The following is a 20,394-nucleotide window of genomic DNA, read 5'->3' as shown; positions in this document are numbered from 1 at the left end:
AAAGTCATACAAAATTAAGAATTAATATGCTCTAAATAAAAAAAGTACAAGATTAAATCTTGTACTTTTTTAAACAAAAAATTAAATATAAACTAACTAAAATTAAAACATCCTGTTTTTGATAAACTATCATTAAAATTGATAGCTGCGTTTTATTATCTGAACCCGAAATTAACACCTACTGAAAAGGCGTTAAATTCTGATAAATGATATTCGGCATTAAGTCTGAAAAAACCTAACTTTAATTTTGTTCCAATGGTACCTCTAACGGCTGATATTTCACTTGATACAGAGAATGGGTCTTGAATAGTTTCAGAGAAAAACGGACCACTTTGTACAGTGTAAGTCCCTAATAAATCTGATTCTGATGTTCCTTTTATATACCCAACACCACCATAAAAATTAATTACTGGTAATTTAGTTGAGGCTATTAATTGAAATAACCATGTATTGGTATCATTTTCTAAACGTTGGTTTTCTCCATCAATATTAGAAGATTCCGTTAAATCATAACTTCCATTTAAGTGTGTGTAAGCCACTAAACCAGATACGGCAACAGGTAGTATTTTATCAGCTGGTAACCATTTAGTAAATTCCATTTGTAAACCAGCTCCATACATACCTAACTCTACATCATCAGTTTCAATATTAGGTACAAAGCGTGCTTTTATTTCAATACCTTTACTTAAGCCTAAAGCACCTTGTAAAAATGCTGTTGGCAATAAATTTGCTGTAGCAGAACCTATACCACTTGGTAGTGTAATTGTTTCTTGTTGTTCTCCTAAAATAGCATCGTCATAGGTAATAATAACATCTACATCAGGATCATTTTCACCTAAAGCAGTTGCAACATTTTTGGTAGCTGCCTGGTCTGCAAATTCTATGGTAAAATCTTGCTCAGGGTTGCTGTTGTAATCAGCAATATTCATTAAAAATGATTTGTTTTTATCATCAACCATTGCTGCATTTGCAATGATAGAAATTTCAAAACCACCAAGGGGTTTTGCATCAGCGGTGTTAAACCAGTTGGCATTCATGCTGTGCATTAAACCATTAGTTCCTGATTTTAAATAATCATTAGCAAATAACTCTGCATTTTCAACACCTGCAGCTAGTAAAGCATCAATATCTTGCGCTTTGGTTGTAATTGTAGCTAAACATAACACTAGTAGTAACGTTAACTTTTTCATAGGTAATTTTTGAGATTTTGGTTAAACAAATGTATAAAAAAAACGACACAAAACAAGTTTTTGTCGATATTTTTTGCTTTTTATCGATTTTTTAAACTAAAACTGACATCTAAAACTAACATTGGGTGTTAAACCAAGCGATGTATTTTCAATTTTAATAGTTGTATTGGTATCATTGGGGTTTACTTCATAATAGGTATTTACAATGTTCTGTTTATCTAAAACATTGATAACGCCTATTTTTATTGACGACTTTAAGCTTTTTGTTAAATTAAAATTATAGTTTAAAGAAGCGTCAACTCGCATAAAATCTTCTAAATTCTCGCTATTAGGCGTATCATAATTCACAAACACATTATTACCACTTTGTACAGTTTCATTACCTTCTACAGGCTTTGTAAATGGTTGCCCAGTGCGCCAAACACCACCAATTGCAATGTTTAAATTTTTTAAAACATTATAATTAAAAGCCACTGAAACAGAATGCCTTATATCTACATTATTAGGAAACACTGGCGGTGTTAACGTTTTAAATTCATAATCATTTAAACTATAGGTATAACTAACCCAAGCACTGTAATTAGCAGCTGTTTTATTAATTAAAACCTCCGCACCTTTTGCGGTGTAATTGCCAATAGCATTAATACTTTGAAAATTATTATAAAACCCTTGATTTGAAGTGGTTATTCCGTTTACATGTTTATAAAACCCTTCAACATCAAAAAGCCAATTGTTTTTATTAAACTGAAATCCGCTAGAAATTTGTTTACTTTCTGAAATTGGAATACTTTGTTCATTAGCTAAAATCCAGCGTCTTTTCTCAACACCTAAAAAATCGTCTTGAAAATCTATAATTTGTGTAGCGGATTGATTTTTAAATTCACCCAGAAGTTTAAACGCTAAATTAGGTATTAACTTTTGCCTAAAATTTAGCCTTGGCTCAATTAAAAATTTGCTAAACTTTTGGAAGTAGTTAAACCTAACACCCAAGCGTACATAGGTTTTATTATTATTAAACTCTAACTCATTAAAAGCGGCATGATTTAACAACACGTCTTTTTTAGTTTTATCATAAGCTGGTGCGCTTACATTTGTTGCATTTAAAATACCTATTTCGCTAAACTCATAACCGTTTAATAGGTTTATATAATTGTTAAGTTTATAATTAACTTTTAGTTTTAAGCCGGTTTCTAAAACTTCATTTGTTTGCCTTAACTCTTGGTCTGTTTCAACCCTATAATCATTAGAAAACACATTATATTTTGAATAAAACCCGCTAAAATTAGTTGTTAATTTAGTGCTCCAAACAGCATTCCAACTAGCCCCAAAACCTAAATTTTCTTGTTTTAAATTACTGGTTTTAGATTGTGTTTGGTTATTAGCATCAGTAAACGCTTCGTTGTAATCTAAATTGTTATTTATGCCAATAACATGCGCTCTAAATATTTGATTTTTATTTAAATTGAAAAGCAGTTTTGCTGTATAGTCATAAAAGAAGAAGTTTGATGAGCGGTTACTCTCACTAATATTATCAACGTTTGTTGTTAGTTCACTATCTTGAAAACTTCTATTAAAATACTTATCATAAGTTGGGGAATTCAAGTAATCTGTAAATGAACGCCTACCCGAAACATGAAATGCTAATTTTTTGGTTATAGGAATTTCAAAAAAAGCATCGGCATGCATTAAATTAGCACCAAAACCACCCGAAAACTCATTATTAATAGTGTTTTTAGTTTGCATATTTATGGTACTTGATACACCATTACTAAACTCACTTGACGTACCATTTTTAGTAACTACAACCTTATTTGTTAAATACGGATTGTAAGCTGATATTAAACCAAAAAAATGCCCAGAATGATACATTTTTATGCCGTCCCATAGTATTAAATTTTGGTCGTTAGTTCCGCCACGTACATTAATATTGGCTACACTTTCATTTACACTTTCAACACCTGGCAAGGCCTGGATAGACTGTAAAATATCTGGCTCTGTAAGCCCTGGTAAAATACCAAATGCTTTAGTATTTAAAACAGTGCTACCATCGGTTTGTTTTTGTAAACCCGTAGTTAAAAATTTATAAACTAATACTTTATTGAGCGTTTCTTGCTGCTCATTTAAAATAATTGTTTTGCAAGTATTATCGGTTTTTAGCAAATCTTTAGCTAAAAATCTAGCTGTTTCAAAACCTAAATATGAAATTTCAACAACATCATTAACGGCCACATTAGTTAACGTAAACAAACCTTTTTCATTGGTAATAACACCTTTTGATGTTTTTTTAACTACTACCGAAGCTCCAAAAAGCGGCTGCTCATCATTGTTTGCAACCAAAACAGCACAAACCGTTATGGTTTTATTTAATGTTGAAACCGTAATGTAGCGCTCATTTAAAAACTGGAAATTAAGTAACGTAACTTCATTTAAATAATTTACTATATTTTTTAATGTTTTTAATTGTTTTGGTATATGAACCTGAACATGCTCTACATCATTTACGGAATATGAAAACTTTACATTAAACGTGCTTTCTAAGTTAGAAATAACAGTTTTTAAAGCCAGCTGTTCTTGTGCCTGTAATTGTACTGTAAAAAAAACAAAAACTACTGAGAATATAAGGGCTTTATTCAGCTTCATAATTATACAACTCAACATTTTTACCATTTATTTTATAGCTAAGTTTTAAAGGAATTGTTACAGCTTGCAACGCTATATTTTTATTGGTATGCGTAAAACTACCTGTAAAAGGCACAGACACATCAATGTTTTTGGCCGTAATTACAATATCATATTGTACTTGTAATTCATTTATAACTTGCCATAGTGGTACATTGTTAAATGAAGACTCTTTTAACAACCATGAGGGTGCATTTGAGTTTAAATCTTCAACATTTACAATAGTACCGTTTACAACTCTAAATGTTTTTCCAGGAGTTAAAACGGTTTTATTGCTGTTTTGTGTTACACTTACAGAACCTTCATAACAAGTTACCTCAAAAAAATTATCGCGCGCTTTTACATTAAACTGTGTACCTAAAACTTGTACAAAACCTACACTAGTTTGTACAGTAAATTTTTGGCCTTTTTTTACTTTAAAAAATGCTTCGCCATCTAAATTTAAAGTTCTATGATCTTTCCATGTTTTTTTGTTGAATGATATATTAGATTGTGCATTTAAAATAACTTCAGAATCATCAGGAAGCTGTAACGTTTCTGTTTGTGCCACAGCTGTTGAAAATGATTTAGTATTATTAAAAAATATAAAATATGATGCTGTTAAAAAAACAATTAAAACGGCTGCAACACGCAAAAATGTTTTTATTTGCAACGGTATTACCTTAGGTGTTTTTTTAGTTTGTTTGTGTTTAAAAGCCTGTAAAGCTTTGTGTTTATCAAGTTTTGGGGCTTGCAAATGTTTAGAGTAAAATCCAATTTTCTGCAAAGTTTCAAAGTCTTCGTTTGGGTATAACTGTTGTATTTCTTCTGAAGAAATTTCGCCGTTAAACCATTTTAATATATCTTTTTCTTTTTGCATTTTTTTTGCTTTATATCTTTAAGACACCTTTATTGTTTTTTTCCCTACGCTAATTAAAAAATTAAATTTTCACACCATCAATTTTTTCTCTAAGCACTTTTAAAGCGGCAGACATACGCTTTTCTACCGTTTTTTGCGAAATGTTTAAAAGGCTGGCTATTTCTCTATATTTTTTATCTTCTATTCTATTTAATAAAAAAACTTCGCGCTGTTCATCACTTAAATTAGCAATAACATTTTGTAGTTTTTGTTTAAACTCATCTTCTTCTAAAATATATTCAGGGCTTAAATTTGTTTTATCAATATAAGGGGTTTCTTTGGCATAATTTAACACCACTTTAGCGTGCCTTACTGTATTTAAAAACAAATTATTTACGGTTGTAAACAAATAGGTTTTTGATTTTGAAACATCAATTTTTGAGCAATTCTCCCAAATTTTAGCAAAGGCATCTTGCACCAAATCTAGTGCAGCAGCTTGATCTCCACATTTATAAAACGCAAAATTATTTACAGCCTCAACATGCTCTAAATAAAAAGTATTAAAATAGTTTTCTTCACAAAGATTAGCCTTAGAGTTACTCATATAATAGTATTAATACATGTAATTCAGCAAAAATATAAATAAAAAAACAAAGTTTTATTTAGCTAAAAATCAACAAAATACATTCTTTACAGTAAAAAAAATAAAAAAATGATAGGGTAATTTTTTCTATTGGTGTCTTAATACTGTAAACACAAAATACTATTTTGCCATTACAAAAAAACGAAACATGTGTAGGGTAAAATAAAAATAAAGTGTCTTACCAATAGAAAGCAAAATTGCTATGAAAAAGAAACATTTAAAAACCCAAAAAAACATTGAAATCATGAAAAATTTAAAATCTTTATTCGCTATTTTATGTATGTCGTTATTAACGTTTACCTCATGTCAAGATGAAATTGACAGTGAAAACGGAGACAGAACAAACACCAATTCAGCCACGTCACCTACCGCAAATAATTTAGAACGCTCATCAATGTATGATGGTAGTTTTGATGATTTTCTAGACGGCATGTCTTGTTCATCAATATTACTTCCTGTTACTGCCACAATAAACAACCAGGAGGTTACATTAATTTCGCAAGCAGATTATGCATTAGTTTTAAATATTTTAGGTGAAGTTGTTGGTGATGATGATAGTATTGAATTTCAATTTCCTTTATCTGTAAGGTTAAGTAACTATACCGAGGTACAAGTAACAAACCAAGCTGAATACGATGCTTTAATGGATGCGTGTGAAGACGCCGAAGACAAAGCCGAAAATGCTATTAACTGCTTAAATATTGATTTTCCTGTAACCATTTTAACATACAGTTTAAACCTAGAACAAACCGGTAGCATAGTTATTGAAAGTGAACAAGCACTTTATACTTACATGAATAATTTTGGTGATAACGAATTATTTTCTGTTAACTACCCAATAACTGCAACATTAAACAATGAAACCGTTGTAGAAATTACAAGTGATATGGATTTAAACGCAAGAATTAACGAGTGTTTAAATATTGATGAAGATATGAATGAAGCTGAAGATAATGCAAACCAAATAGAAGGCATTTTAATTGAAGGCGCTTATAAAATAGAATCGTTTATTAATGCTGGTGTAAATACTGCTAATGATTTTGCAGACTATAGCATAAACTTTGCTAACAATTTAACTTGTACTGCTACAAATACCGCAAACACAACTGCCGAAACTGTTGAAGGCACATACACTGTAACATCTGAACTTGAAGTTTATTTATCATTAACCTTTTCAGGTAACACTACCTTTAATGTATTAAACAAAACATGGGAAGTAACAAGTTATTCTGAAAACTCAATCTCTCTGCAAAGTACTACAAATGCAGCCGCAACACTTGTTTTAACTAAAATTTAAACTAGTTTAGCATTTGTAACATATGTTATGGTAAAACAGCTGTCATATATTTGGCAGCTGTTTTTAACAATAAAAACTAAAAAAATGAAACTTAAACTTATAACCTTACTCGCTTTTACATTAATTGTATTTGGTTGCACCAAAGATGATGACGCTGAAAGCACCAACACAAACAACGGTGTAAATAAAAATTTAAACAGGCAAGAAACAGGCAGTTCTGCCAATGCCATTTTATCTAGCAACACTTTTAAAAGCTTGGTTATAGAATTGGTATTTATTGAAGGCTTTGAACCCACACAAACTGCCATTAACAACTTGGTTTCATTTATAAACAACACCTCAAATAAACCAAACGGTATAACAGTACAAAAACGTGCTATACCAGCTACAGGAAAAGATACGTATACAATTAACGAAATTGCTGATATTGAGCGCCAACAACGCCAACTTTACAATACAGATACTCAAATAGCTATTTGGGCATTATTTGTTAATGGCAAATCTAGTAACGACTCTAATAACACCGTTACACTTGGTAGCGCTTACTGGAACACATCATTTGTTATTTATCAAGAAACTATTGAAAACCTAAGTAACGGCCCTTTTGAACCTGAAAGAACTTTACTTGAAACTACTGTAATAACACATGAGTTTGGGCATTTATTAGGTTTAACAAATGCCGGCACAGATATGCAAAATGATCATGAAGATGAAGAACACCCAAGACATTGTAATGAACAAGACTGCTTAATGTACTGGGCTGCAGAGTCTGGTGCTTCAATTAGCAACATGTCTAACATGAATACAGCCCCACAATTAGATGCACAGTGTTTAGCCGATTTAAAAGCTAATGGTGGAAAATAAAAAATATTAATCCCTAAATTATATATTATGAAAACTAATTTTTTAACAATTATTACTATTTTAAGTTTTATGTTTAGCCTACATGCGCAAGACAAACCCACATCAAACGCAGGTATTAAATTTGGTTACAATTTAGCTGCTGTAAGTTTTGATGGTGAAACTGAAACTAGCCAACGTCACGGATTTCATGCAGGATTTTATGGTGAATCATTTCTATCTGAAGCGTTAGCTCTTCAAATTGAAGTTTTATACTCACAACAAGGTTATGAACTTAATGATGGTAGCGGAACTTTTACCCAAAAGCTAGATTATATTAACATGCCGCTACTTTTAAAAATTTATCCTGATAATAATTTTTATTTAGAAGCTGGCCCACAAGTTGGTTTAGCCATAAATCATAAAGAAGAATTTGATAGTAACTTTAGCTTATTCAGCACATCACAAGAATTTGACCCTAATAATTTTGATTGGGGTGTAAATTTTGGCACTGGTTTTAAAACAGATTCTGGCGTAAGTTTAGGCGTAAGATATCATTTAGGTATGGGTAGCGTTTATGATGAAGGCGATCCTCAAAATAGAGTGTGGCAATTTTCATTAGGTTTCAATTTTTAAAAAATTATAAAAAAAACGTAGGGTAAACATAATTGTAAGTGTCTTATAAATGAAAAGCGTTTAAAACGCCTTTGTTAAACTAAAAATTTAATATCATGAAAACACTAAAAACAGTTATAACTGCTTTATTATTTACAATGTCATTCTCAATATATGCTCAAAACAGTGAAGACACAGCCAAAAATGCTTCAGTAGATAAAATGAGCTATTATGAAAAACGCGCTAAAGAAGACGCTAAATTTGAACAAAAATTTAAAGCTGAAAATACCGACGAAGAAGAAAGCTTTTGGGAAGAACAAAAGGCTTACGAAAAAGAGTTGAAAAAACGCGACAAAAAAGCTTACAGAGCTTATATAAGAGGTAAAAGAGATGCTTATGCTGAACATTATGAGCACTGTGATAGCCATTGTCATCATGGACATCATTACTACAACCATGCATCATTTTATTACTACAGATATGATGGTTATTATTACAAACACCCAAACCGAGGTACAAGTATTAATACCAACGTACGCCTAAGAACACCACGTATTAGTGTTGGTTTATTTTAATAACAAAAAAGCTTCCTCATAAAAAAGGAAGCTTTTTTGTTTTCACCTTATAGGGTATATTAATTATAGTGTTGGTTCCCAACCTTTTTCATAGTCTCGTTTCCAGTACTGCATGGCTTTTTTATTGCCTTTAACTTTACCTGTTTGGGTATCAATATTAATAGTTTCACCTACAAATTGCGCCATATTTCCATAATGGCATAACGCAGTGCTTATAGCAGCATCAGCAATAGGTGAGTTTTGTTTTTCGCCTACTCTAATAGCATTAAAAAAGTTACCAATATGCTTAACATCTAAACTGCCAGCTCCTGCTGTGTTTAGCGTTGCACTCTTTTCTTTTTCATCAACTTGCTTAATAAGTTTACCATCTAAACCATATAATTGGTAACTATTTCGGCTTAAAGTAATTGTACCTTTACTACCATAAATAGTAGCGCCTCTTCCTGGTTGATTTGGCATTATCTTACCACGGCTGTGGCCAACCCATTTTATATATTTATCATTATCAAACTCATAAAAAACTTCTTGGTTATCTGCAAATTCCCAATCATCATCATATGTATATTTACCACCAAAAGAGGTTACTTTATTTGGTAAATTTAAACCAAGCGCCCAACGGCAAACATCAATTTCATGTGTACCATTATTGTGCACTTCACCAGTTCCCCAAGTTTTAAACCAATGCCAATTGTATGGGTGAATATTATCACGGTACTCCTCTCTTGGAGCTGGACCTTGCCATAAATCCCAATCTAAAGTACTTGGCACAGCAACAACTTTACCTTTACCTATTGAGCCTCTATTGTTTGAATAGTATGCTTCGCCTTTGTAAGCCTCTCCTATTATACCATCTTTAATTTCTTGAACCGCTTGCTGACTGGTAATTGCTGAACGTTGTTGGTTACCCATTTGCACTACTTTGTTGTATTTTTTTTGTGCTTTTACCAATAACTCATTTTCAAAAAGATTATGGCTACAAGGTTTTTCAACATATACATGTTTACCAGCTTGTAATGACGAAATAGCCATAGGCGCATGCCAATGCTCTGGAGTTGCAATAAAAACGGCATCAACATCTTTATCTTCTAAAACCTTTCTAAAATCTTTTTCAACCTTAGCTTTATAGCCAATGGTTTTTAACATCCATTCATTATTTTTTTCAATAATATTATCATCAACATCGCAGGTGTAAATAATTTTAGCATTAGGGTATTTTGCTATGGCTTGCATTAGCGATTTTGCTCTACTGCGTACCCCAATAACAGCTACATTTACACGTTCATTTGAGCCTAAAATGCTACTATTTGCAAAACTCATACTTGGTAAAACAGTAGCTGCCAAAGTGCCTGTGGCTGCTTTTTTTATGAATTGTCGTCTTGTTGGGTTCATATTGTTTAATATATTAGTTTAGTTGAATTCTCTAATTTTTATGCTTCTAAAGTGCACTGTATCACCATGATCTTGCAAAAGAATATGACCTGCTGGCCATTGCCCAAAGTTATCCCATTTTTTATATTTACTATAAGCCACAAGTGCTCTAAACATGTGTGAAAAACGGTTGTACTCAATTACTTTTTCGTTGTTTAACCAGTGCTCTACATTACCACCATTTACAACAATTCTAGCTTTATTCCAGTTACCAATACCTTTAAATTGTTTCTTTCTTCCTTTAACTGTGTAACCCTCGGCAGTCATTAAATCGTATAATGATCCTACTGTTCTATTACCATTTACACCTTTTTTAGCATCAGGGTGTTTTTTATCATCTAAAATTTGAAATTCACAACCTATTGCAGAACCTGCTCCTTTATTCAAATTAGGATCTACAAAATATTTAATACCACTGTTGGCACCTTCGGTTATTTTAAATTCTAATTCTAATTCAAAATTGCTAAAAATATCAGTTGTAACAATATCTCCAGGTCCAGTAGATTCGCCTCCATCGGTAGCTAAAACAGTTAAAACACCGTTATTCATTTCCCATCCTGAAGGCGGAAAATCATCTCGCTTAGCACCACGCCAACCGTTACTTGTTTTTCCATCCCAAAGTAAACGCCAACCGTTTCTAACTTCTGTATTAGTTAAAGTATTAACTAAATAGCTCATTTCTTTAACTTCAGGATCTTGAGGTGTTTTACTTTTTTCTAAATCGTTGGTTTTTATCCTAATATTACGCCATTTAATTTGTTTTCCCTCTTTTTGGTTATTACCTCCAATACTATGAACTTGTAAACCAATAAAGCCTGAAGCCGTAATATCATCAACTAAATTAGCGCATTGAATGCCATTTATAAATGTTTTAATTGAATTACCAATAGCTTCAATTCGGCAAGAGTTCCACTGCCCGTTTTGGAATGCTTTTCTACCCTTTTCGTTTAAAGAAAGTGGGTATAACCAACCGCGTCTTGCTTCATCAAAAATACCTCCACTAAAACCACGACTACTAGGATCTAATTCAAATTGATACCCATGAACGCGTCCGTTATTGTGATCTTTAAAACTATTTGACCTAAATTGAACACCAGAATTAAGAATAGGATCAACCATAACTTCAAACTCTAAAATAAAGTCTGAATACATATCTTTTGTACATAAAAAACTGTTGGGTGTTCCTTTTTTTGATGTACCAACAATGGCGCCATTTTCTACTTTATAATCTGCTTCACCATTTAACTGTTTCCAACCTTTTAAATCTTTACCATTAAAAAGTGATTTCCACCCATCATCATTGGTTTGAGCAGCAATTTCTACAGACATACCTAGCAACATTAATAGTGCAAAAAGAATTCCGTATTTACGTTTTACATTCATTTTAAATTAATTATTAATTATACTTATTTAGTTTTTCGTGTGCGTGCACGTAAAATTATAAATTTAGTTTTACTATATCAAATAAATACACAATTTTATGTTAATTTGTAGTCTTAAAATATGCGTTTATAATAGTTTAGTACATTGACAACAATAAAAGACATAGCAAAAAAAGCAAACGTTTCTACTGGAACGGTAGATAGAGTAATACACAACAGACCCGGTGTATCAAAAAAAACTAAAGCGCATATTGAGAAAATTATTAAGGAACATAATTTTCAAATAAATACAATTGCCAGCACTTTAGCTTTAAATAAAACCTATAAAATTGCTGTATTAATACCTGAAGCTAGTACTGAAAATGAATTTTGGAGTGCTCCAAAAAAAGGTATTGATGCTGCTACTGAAGATGTAAAAAACTTTAGAGTATCTACCACCTTTTTTTTGTATAGTCAATTTGAAAGCGCATCATACACTAATGCTTTTAATACCATTATTACTAACAATTTTGACGCTGTTTTAATTGCGCCTGTTTTTCAAAAAGAAACTATTGAAATTGTTGCAAAACTAGAACAAAAAAGCATTCCGTATATCTTTATAAACACTCAAATTGAAGGGTTGAAACCATTATCCTTTATTGGTCAAGATTCTTTTAAAAGTGGCTATTTAGGAGCAAAACTCATGAAATTAATGCTGCCCGAAAACAGCAATATTTTAATTCCTGTATTTAGACTTAACAAAGGGAACCACACATCAATAAACCAACGAATTAACGGTTTTAAAACCTATTTTGAAGAAAAGAATTCACCTGTAAATGTTACTGAGGTTGAAATACCTAATTTTACAGATTTTGAAAGTATTACCAAGCAGTTAAACCTCGCCTTTAATAACACAACCCTTCACGGTGTATTTGTTCCATCTAGTAACACGTTTTTAATTTCAAAATATTTAGAAGCTGGCAGCCTTAAAAACGTTAGAGTTATTGGCTTTGATACCAATAATAAAAACCTAACTTATTTAAAAAATGACACTATTGATTTTTTAATATCTCAAAACCCATTTTCTCAAGGCTATGAAGGTATTAAACTTTTAAGTGATTATTTGGTTATGAATAAAACTCCAAACACCCATTATTACACACCTTTAACTATAGTAACTAAAGAAAATATAGATTAAACAAAAAGCCTCGTTTAAAACGAGGCCTTTCAAAAAAAACTGTCTTATTTAGTGGTATTACGCATCAATATTAGCGTAAATAGCATTTTTCTCAATAAAATCTCTACGTGGCGGTACTTCATCACCCATTAACATAGAGAAAATTCTATCAGCTTCAGAACCGTTATCAATTTGTACTTGTCTCATGGTTCTAAACTCTGGGTTCATTGTAGTGTCCCAAAGTTGCTCAGCATTCATTTCACCAAGACCTTTGTAACGCTGTATTTTGCTACCTTCACCAAATTCAGCTACAACTGCATCACGCTCTTTATCACTCCAAGCATAACGTTTTTTAGCTCCTCGTTTTACTAAATAAAGGGGCGGTGTTGCAATGTAAACGTGGCCACTTTCAATTAATTCTTTCATATATCTGAAGAAGAAAGTTAAAATTAAGGTTGCAATGTGGCTACCATCAATATCGGCATCACACATAATTACAATTTTATGATAACGTAATTTTGAAAGGTTTAAAGCTTTGCTATCTTCTTCTGTTCCAATTGTTACACCTAACGCTGTAAATATGTTTTTAATCTCTTCATTTTCAAATACTTTATGTTGCATTGCTTTTTCAACGTTAAGAATTTTACCTCTTAGCGGTAAAATAGCTTGAAAATTTCTATCTCTACCTTGTTTGGCTGTTCCGCCTGCAGAATCACCCTCAACTAAAAACACTTCGCACTTTTCAGGGTCTTGCTCTGAACAATCACTTAATTTACCTGGTAAACCGCCAATACTCATAACGGTTTTACGCTGTACCATTTCGCGTGCTTTTTGTGCTGCATGACGTGCCTGTGCTGCTAAAATTACTTTTTGAACTATAGTTTTAGCATCATCTGGATGTTCTTCTAAATAATCGGTTAACATTTCAGATACGGCCTGACTTACTGATGCAGACACCTCTCTGTTTCCTAACTTAGTTTTTGTTTGCCCTTCAAATTGAGGTTCTGCTACTTTTACAGAAACTATGGCTGTTAATCCTTCTCGGAAATCATCTCCAGCAATATCAAACTTCAACTTATCTGTTAAACCAGATGTATCGGCGTACTTTTTTAATGTGTGTGTTAAACCACGACGAAAACCTGATAAATGTGTACCACCTTCGTGCGTATTAATATTATTTACGTAAGAATGTAAATTTTCAGCGTATGATGTATTATAAATCATGGCTACCTCAACCGGAATGCCATTTTTTTCACCTTCAAAAGCAATAACATCTTTCATTAAAGGTTCTCTTGTGGCATCAAGGTACTGAACAAATTCTGTTAAACCAGCTTCAGAGTGAAAAGTTTCAGTTATAAATTCACCTTTTTCATCTTTATGTCTTAAATCTGTAAGCACTACAGTAATGCCTTTATTTAAGTAAGCTAACTCACGTAAACGGCTTGCTAAAGTATCATAATTATACTCTAAAGTTTGTTGAAATATTTGCGGATCGGGTTTAAAGGTTACAATAGTTCCTGTAACATCAGAATCGCCAATAGTTTTTACTGGGTAAAGTGTTTTTCCTCTTTCATATTCTTGCTCCCAAATTTTTCCTTCTCTATGTACAGTTGCTTTTAAGTGTGTAGATAGTGCGTTAACACAACTTACACCAACACCGTGTAAACCACCAGATACTTTATATGAATCTTTATCAAACTTACCACCAGCACCAATTTTTGTCATTACAACCTCAAGAGCCGATACGCCTTCTTTTTTATGTAAACCAACAGGAATACCACGTCCGTTATCTTCAGTAGTGATAGAGTTATCTTCGTTTATTGTTACTTTTATGGTATCACAATGTCCTGCTAATGCTTCATCAATTGAGTTATCAACTACCTCATAAACCAAATGGTGTAAACCGCGTACACCAACATCACCAATATACATTGAAGGACGCATGCGTACATGCTCCATACCTTCTAATGCTTGAATACTATCAGCTGAATAATTGTGCTTTTTAGCTTCTTCGCTCATACTTTTATATTTATTTTATTTTTGCTTTTTTTACTGCGCTAAGGCAAGTTATATTTATACTGCAGCTGTTTTACATGCTACTGCTTTTAGACTTTTGTTAACACAAAAAATGACGCATTATTGCATCATCATTAATAACAAATATACAAAATTAAAAAGCCTTTTTAACGCTTTTAAAAGAGTTTATTCAAAAATTATTAACAATTGCTTCAAATTAAAAAAGTTGCTTAAAAGCCCTTAAAAATACCTTAAAACAAATTTTCAATATTACACTATAAAACTTCTTCTAATAAAAAACACAAAAACATCTTACAGCTTATATTTTAAAAGTTATAATTATGCACTATTTAACGTTAGTAACATATAGTTTTGCTAGTTTGTATTAAACTATTACAATAAATAGACTTACAATACTTATTATTTACACAATAACATTAAAGAACTTACAATTTAAAATCATTTTTTTTAGCAATCTATTAATTATGAAATACGAATCAAAAAAAAATGCGCTTTCTATGCATATTCTAACTATCTTTGAGGCCATAAAAATGAGACAAAATAATAACAACAATAATAATTTCAATAATCCTAAGCATTAGGATTGGAAGGTTATTGTTTTAAAATATTGAAAAGCCTTCCAATAGCGGAAGGCTTTTTTTAATCTAAAAAATTTAGCAATGAGCAAAATTATGACAGTCGACGTTCTGTCGAGTATCAAAGACGCTAAACCCTCAGAGGCTGTAAGCAAGTTGTTTGATGTTATTAAAAATGCACACGCAACAAACAACACTATTAACACCAATAAAACCAATGCTGTTTCAATTAACAGTTTAAGAGATGATGTTGTTATTGAAAGCTCAGAAACTGAAAAACAAATTATAAAAGACAATTTTCCTAAACAGAAAAAAGGATATTTAGTTGTTTCAAAAGTTATAGAAGAATAAGTATGGATTCTCAAATACGCTCATTACATAATAAACTTGTAAGTAAACAAATTTCTTGCACTAATTTAGTTAAAGAAAAATTAGCCCTTTTAAAACCAAACACCCATAATACTGTTAATAGTTTACTTGATGAAACTGCTATTAATTTGGCAAAAAAAGTAGATGAAAAAATAGCCAACGGTGAACCTATTGGTTTGTTAGAAGGTATCCCTTTTGGTATTAAAGATGTATATATGGTTGAAGGTACTTATACCACAGCCAGTTCAACTTTACTTAAAAACTACAAATCTGCTTACACAGCCACAGCCATTAAAAAATTATTAGATGCTGGCGCCATACCTTTGGTAAAAGAAAACTGCGATAGTTTTGGCCATGGCTCATCTAGTGAAAACACCATTTTTGGTGCTGTTAAAAACGCCAAAAATCCAGAATTAGTAGGTGGCGGCTCTAGTGGTGGTTCTGCTGTAAATGTTGCTAAAAATTTTACCGTATTTTCAATAGGCGGTGATACCGGCGGTTCTGTACGTCAACCTGCTGGTTACAATAGCATTTATGGTTTAAAACCAACGTACGGTCGTATTTCTCGCTACGGTTTAATGGCTTATGCCTCATCAACAGATTGTGTTGGCCCTATTGCAAAATCTATTGAAGATATCCGTATTGTACTAAATGTTATGAGCGGTAAAGATGTAAAAGACCAAACCACTTACGCTTCTTCAAAAATTGAGCAAAATGCCATTTTAAATGCAGAAAACATAAAAACCGTTGGCTACTTTAAAAACTTTGTTGATAGTAAAGCTATTGATGAAAACATAAAAAAAGATTTTCTTTCAACAATTGAAAATATAAAAGCAAAAGGAATTGAAGTAAAAGCTTTAGATTTTTTTGAAGCAGACACTTTAGTATCTACCTATTACACATTAGCAATGGCCGAAACTGCCTCTAACCTATCGCGTTTAGATGGCACAAATTACGGTAACCGAATTGATGCCGATAATTTAAAAGAAAGCTATTCTATTACGCGTTCTGAAAACCTTTCGGAAGAAACAAAACGCAGAATTGTTGGCGGTAACCAAGTATTATCACAAGGCTTTAGTGATGAAATTTACTTAAAAGGGCTAGCATTAAGAGATCAAATTTCTCAAAATTTTGAAAACGATTTTAACGAAGTTGACATTATAATTTCTCCAGTTACACCAATGGCACCTCCTAAAATTGGCGATAGCTTAAAAGACCCGCTAGCCATGTATTTATCTGATGCTTACACTGTTGGTTTCAGTTTAGGGCAATTACCTACCCTAACCGTTCCTAATGGCACTGAAACAGGCTTGCAAATTACAGCTGCAAAAAATAATGATGAACTTGTTTTGAAGTTTGCTAACTTCTTAAAAGACATACTATAATGGATTTAGAGCAATTAAATGAAGCGTTAAAAGCGCACGAATTAGAATTGGTTATTGGGCTTGAAACCCATATTAGATTAAATACAAAAACCAAATTATTCTGCTCGTGTCCTAATGAAGAGACAGATATACCAAACCATCATATTTGTTCTGTTTGTACTGGGCAAATGGGTGTTTTACCTGCTGTAAACAAAGAAGCTATTAACAAAGCTATTTACTTTGGAAAAGCAGTTAAATCTACCTTTAGTAATGAGGTCATTTCTTGGGACAGAAAGCATTATGAATACCCTGACAACCCAAAGAACATCCAAATCACACAGTTTCACAATCCGGTAATTCCAAACGGGCAAGTATCATGTTTTAGAAACGACGGCACTGAATTTACGGTAAATTTAACACAAGTACATATTGAAGAAGATGCAGCTAAATTAATACACGAAAAAAACGTGTCTTTAGTAGATTTTAATAAAGCTGGCGTGCCTTTAATTGAAATTGTTACTGAACCATGTATTAGAAATATTGAAGACGCTTCAACCTACGCACAATACCTACAACGTATTGTTCAAAACTTAAAAATATCTGAAGCTAACCTTGAAAAAGGTGAATTCAAATCTGATGTATCAGTATCTTTAAGAAAAAAACATAGTTATGAATTAAACCCAAGAACAGAGATTAAAAACCTCAACTCCTTTAAATTCATGACAGAAGCTTTAATTGAAGAAGTTGGCAAACAACTCAACTACTTTTTAGAGCATAAAAAGTTTAGACCAGACCAAACAACCGTTTTATTTGATGCCGATTTAAAGCAAACTAAAACCATGCGTAAAAAAGAGTTTGAGGCAGATTACCGCTTTATCTCTGAGCCAGACTTACCTTTTGTAAACATAAAAGATGCTATTAACACCATACATGTTGATACAAGTGCACTACCTTATGCTGTAGAGCGTATTTTAATTAAAGGTGGGGTACTACCGCAAGATGCTAAATTTTTTACTGCAGATGCGTTACGCTCTGAAACCTTTGTTTCTATAAACAACGCCATAAATGAACCATCATTTGTTGCAAAAACCTTAACCAATAACTTAAAACCTGAAGATTACGTAAGCATTAAAAACATCAATGATTTTATTGAAGTTTTCAGTTTGCTAAAAAATGATAAAGTTACACCTGTTTTAGCTCAAAATGCTATTACAAAACTTATAGAAAATCATAACTTCAACTATAAAACCTATTTTGAAGAAAACACTATTTCAGAAAACACTATAAACAATGCTATTGCTAAAGTAATTTCTGAAAACGAAGCTGTAGCCAACGATATTAAAGCTGGAAACCAAGGAAAAGCTGGTATTCTAGTTGGTAAAGTTATTGCTATTATTGGCAAAGGTGCTTCTGGTAAAGTAATTCGCGAAAGTATTTTAAAAGCACTTTCTGCCGAAAATGATGAAAAACAAAATGCAGAAGTTCACAGCAAAAAAACATCAATAGCCAACAACCAACAATCAACAACCACACAAAAGGAAGAAGTTTTACCACAAATTCCTTTAGTTATTAAAGATGAATACAGAACACATATTGCAACGCAACTTTCAGAAGATGCCATATCACAAACGGTAACATTAGCGGGTTGGGTTTCTAGTGTTAGAGATCATGGTGAATTAATGTTTATTGATTTACGCGATTCTAGTAATGAAATTTTCCAAGTGCGTTTAAGCAGAGAAACCTTTGCTAACATTGATCATTTGGTTAAGCTTAAACCAGAATCTGTCATTATGGTTACGGGTGTAATTGTAAAACGAAAAGAAGACGATTTCAACCCAAGCTTAAGAACAGGCACTATAGAATTAGAAACATCAGCTTTAGAAATTCTAAACCTTTCAAAAACCTTACCTTTTGAAATAAAACGCGCTTTAAAAACTAATGAAACCACACGTTTTCAGTATAAATTTCTAGACCACAGAAATCAAGATGTACACCGCGTTATTAGAAACCGCCACAAGGTTATAAAATTAATACGCGATGTTTTAGATGCACAAGATTTCCTTGAAATTGAAACACCAATTTTAAGTGCAGGAACAGATGAAGGTGCGCGCGAATTTATTGTGCCTTCACGTAAAGAACCCGGAGCTTTTTACACCTTACCACAAGCACCTCAGCAATTTAAACAAATGCTTATGGTAAGTGGTTATGAAAAATATTTCCAAATTGCACGTTGTTTTAGAGACGAAGATTCTCGCGGTGATCGCCAACCAGAATTCACCCAATTAGATATTGAAATGGCTTATGCCAGCATGCAACAAATTATAGATTTGAACACCAAAATGTTCAATGATATTGTTACTAAAATTTATGGTAAAAAATGGATTTTAAAACCTTTTGAAGTTTTAACCTACAAAGAAGCCATGGATAAATATGGTTGTGACAGGCCCGATCTTCGTTTTGGTTTAGAAATGCAAGACATAACCGCTATAGTAAAAGATACTACTTTCCAAGTATTTAGCAAACCTATTGATGAAGGCGGTATTGTAAAATGTATAAAAGTATCAGCTAAAGAGCAAGGTAAAAAGCGCATGTCTAAAGGGCAAATTGAAAAACTTACAAGCATTGCTCAAGAACATGGTTTAGGTGGGCTTGCTTACATTATTGTTAATGAAAATGATTTACAATCGCCTATCATTAAGTTTTTAGGCGAAACTATAGCAGCCAATATTATTAAAGCAACAAATGCTAAAGTTGGTGATATTGTATTTTTCTCTGCCGCCGATTATGCCACGGCAAACAAAGCTTTAGATGCTGTTAGGCAAGAAATGGGGCGTATGCTAAACCTAATAAACGCAAAAGAATTAAGACCTGCTTGGGTGGTAGATTTTCCTATGTTTGAAAAAACAGACGAAGGTAGCTGGACATTTACCCACAACCCCTTTTCAATGCCAGCAACCTATGATATTGAAAAACATATAAACGGCAAAGAAGAAGAAATTGGTTCAATTATAGCCCAACAATATGATTTAATTTTGAATGGCTATGAAATTGGTGGCGGTTCTGTTCGTGCCCACAAACCTGAAATTTTAGAAGCCACTTACCGTAATATGGGGTACAACAAAGAAGAGATGATGAAAAGTGTTGGCACCATGTACAAGGCATTCCATTATGGCGCACCACCACACGGTGGTATTGCTTGGGGTGTAGACCGCTTAATGATGATTTTAGAAAAGAAAGCATCAATTAGAGAGGTTATGGCTTTCCCTAAAACAGGAACCAGTGAAGATTTACTATTTGGCGCACCATCACTTTTATCTGATAAAAAGGTTGAAGAAATGAATGTAAAAGTTATGAAAAAATAAATATTTCAAAACTTGCCTTATAGCTTTTTTAGCTAAGTTTGTTA

15 protein-coding genes are annotated in these 20,394 nt (G+C 32.3%); 8 read left to right on the top strand and 7 right to left on the bottom strand.

The genetic code is table 11. The features are described 5' to 3' along the window. Positions 1-155: 155 nt before the first annotated feature. From FUA26_RS10450 to FUA26_RS10435, 4 genes are all read right to left on the bottom strand, one after another. On the bottom strand, positions 156-1,190 hold the full coding sequence (locus FUA26_RS10450; protein ID WP_147135491.1) for a DUF6588 family protein: 1,035 nt from the start codon (positions 1,188-1,190) through the stop codon (positions 156-158). Between the two features lie 96 nt (positions 1,191-1,286). Further along, on the bottom strand, positions 1,287-3,830 hold the full coding sequence (locus tag FUA26_RS10445; protein ID WP_186826899.1) for a TonB-dependent receptor plug domain-containing protein: 2,544 nt from the start codon (positions 3,828-3,830) through the stop codon (positions 1,287-1,289). Beyond that, positions 3,817-4,728, bottom strand: coding sequence for a FecR family protein (locus FUA26_RS10440; protein WP_147135484.1), 912 nt, complete (start codon positions 4,726-4,728; stop codon positions 3,817-3,819). Before FUA26_RS10440 ends, FUA26_RS10445 begins: the two co-directional genes overlap by 14 nt. A gap of 61 nt (positions 4,729-4,789) precedes the next feature. Next, positions 4,790-5,311 carry an RNA polymerase sigma factor gene (locus FUA26_RS10435; protein ID WP_147135481.1) on the bottom strand — a complete coding sequence of 174 codons (522 nt, stop codon included), beginning with the start codon at positions 5,309-5,311 and terminating at the stop codon, positions 4,790-4,792. Between the two features lie 283 nt (positions 5,312-5,594). Here FUA26_RS10435 and FUA26_RS10430 point away from each other — a divergent pair, with 283 nt between their 5' ends. The 4 genes from FUA26_RS10430 to FUA26_RS10415 all read left to right on the top strand — a co-directional run bounded on the left by FUA26_RS10430 (position 5,595) and on the right by FUA26_RS10415 (position 8,677). After that, positions 5,595-6,647 carry a hypothetical protein gene (locus FUA26_RS10430; protein ID WP_147135479.1) on the top strand — a complete coding sequence of 351 codons (1,053 nt, stop codon included), beginning with the start codon at positions 5,595-5,597 and terminating at the stop codon, positions 6,645-6,647. Positions 6,648-6,731: 84 nt separating this feature from the next. Next, the gene (locus FUA26_RS10425; RefSeq protein WP_147135476.1) at positions 6,732-7,511 is read left to right on the top strand and encodes a membrane metalloprotease; all 780 of its coding nucleotides are present in this window, start codon (positions 6,732-6,734) and stop codon (positions 7,509-7,511) included. A 27-nt stretch (positions 7,512-7,538) separates the two neighbouring features. Then, on the top strand, positions 7,539-8,123 hold the full coding sequence (locus FUA26_RS10420) for a porin family protein (RefSeq protein ID WP_147135473.1): 585 nt from the start codon (positions 7,539-7,541) through the stop codon (positions 8,121-8,123). Positions 8,124-8,218: 95 nt separating this feature from the next. Beyond that, positions 8,219-8,677 (top strand): hypothetical protein, encoded by a 459-nt coding sequence (locus FUA26_RS10415; RefSeq protein WP_147135470.1) that lies wholly within the window; start codon positions 8,219-8,221, stop codon positions 8,675-8,677. 63 nt (positions 8,678-8,740) lie between these two features. On the opposite strand, the gene FUA26_RS10410 is transcribed toward FUA26_RS10415, so the two are convergent. Together FUA26_RS10410 and FUA26_RS10405 are read right to left on the bottom strand one after the other, a co-directional pair. Then, entirely contained in the window at positions 8,741-10,066 is a 1,326-nt protein-coding gene (locus FUA26_RS10410) for a Gfo/Idh/MocA family protein (RefSeq protein WP_147135467.1), read from the bottom strand. Positions 10,067-10,084: 18 nt separating this feature from the next. Further along, positions 10,085-11,488 (bottom strand): 3-keto-disaccharide hydrolase, encoded by a 1,404-nt coding sequence (locus tag FUA26_RS10405; RefSeq protein WP_147135465.1) that lies wholly within the window; start codon positions 11,486-11,488, stop codon positions 10,085-10,087. A gap of 144 nt (positions 11,489-11,632) precedes the next feature. On the opposite strand from FUA26_RS10405, the gene FUA26_RS10400 reads away from it, so the two are divergent. Beyond that, positions 11,633-12,664, top strand: coding sequence for a substrate-binding domain-containing protein (locus tag FUA26_RS10400; protein WP_147135462.1), 1,032 nt, complete (start codon positions 11,633-11,635; stop codon positions 12,662-12,664). Positions 12,665-12,721: 57 nt separating this feature from the next. Here FUA26_RS10400 and gyrB read toward each other — a convergent pair whose 3' ends face one another. After that, positions 12,722-14,662 (bottom strand): DNA topoisomerase (ATP-hydrolyzing) subunit B, encoded by a 1,941-nt coding sequence (gene gyrB / locus FUA26_RS10395; protein ID WP_147135460.1) that lies wholly within the window; start codon positions 14,660-14,662, stop codon positions 12,722-12,724. 689 nt (positions 14,663-15,351) lie between these two features. Between gyrB and FUA26_RS10390 the strand changes: the two genes are divergently transcribed. Genes FUA26_RS10390 through gatB/aspS form a run of 3 tightly spaced genes read left to right on the top strand, consistent with a single transcriptional unit; the run spans position 15,352 to position 20,350 of the window. Then, positions 15,352-15,606: an Asp-tRNA(Asn)/Glu-tRNA(Gln) amidotransferase subunit GatC gene (locus tag FUA26_RS10390; protein ID WP_147135457.1), complete on the top strand. Its 255-nt coding sequence runs from the start codon at positions 15,352-15,354 to the stop codon at positions 15,604-15,606. Between the two features lie 2 nt (positions 15,607-15,608). Continuing rightward, positions 15,609-17,009, top strand: coding sequence for an amidase family protein (locus FUA26_RS10385; protein WP_147135454.1), 1,401 nt, complete (start codon positions 15,609-15,611; stop codon positions 17,007-17,009). Continuing rightward, positions 17,009-20,350 carry a bifunctional amidotransferase subunit GatB/aspartate--tRNA ligase AspS gene (gene gatB/aspS, locus FUA26_RS10380; RefSeq protein ID WP_147135451.1) on the top strand — a complete coding sequence of 1,114 codons (3,342 nt, stop codon included), beginning with the start codon at positions 17,009-17,011 and terminating at the stop codon, positions 20,348-20,350. Before FUA26_RS10385 ends, gatB/aspS begins: the two co-directional genes overlap by 1 nt. Positions 20,351-20,394: the final 44 nt, after the last annotated feature.

Origin of the sequence: Seonamhaeicola algicola (genome assembly GCF_007997385.1) — a bacterium.
Taxonomy (GTDB): domain Bacteria; phylum Bacteroidota; class Bacteroidia; order Flavobacteriales; family Flavobacteriaceae; genus Seonamhaeicola; species Seonamhaeicola algicola.
The sequence above is the reverse complement of the archived record's forward strand: the minus strand, read 5'-3'. Positions and strand labels throughout refer to the sequence as shown.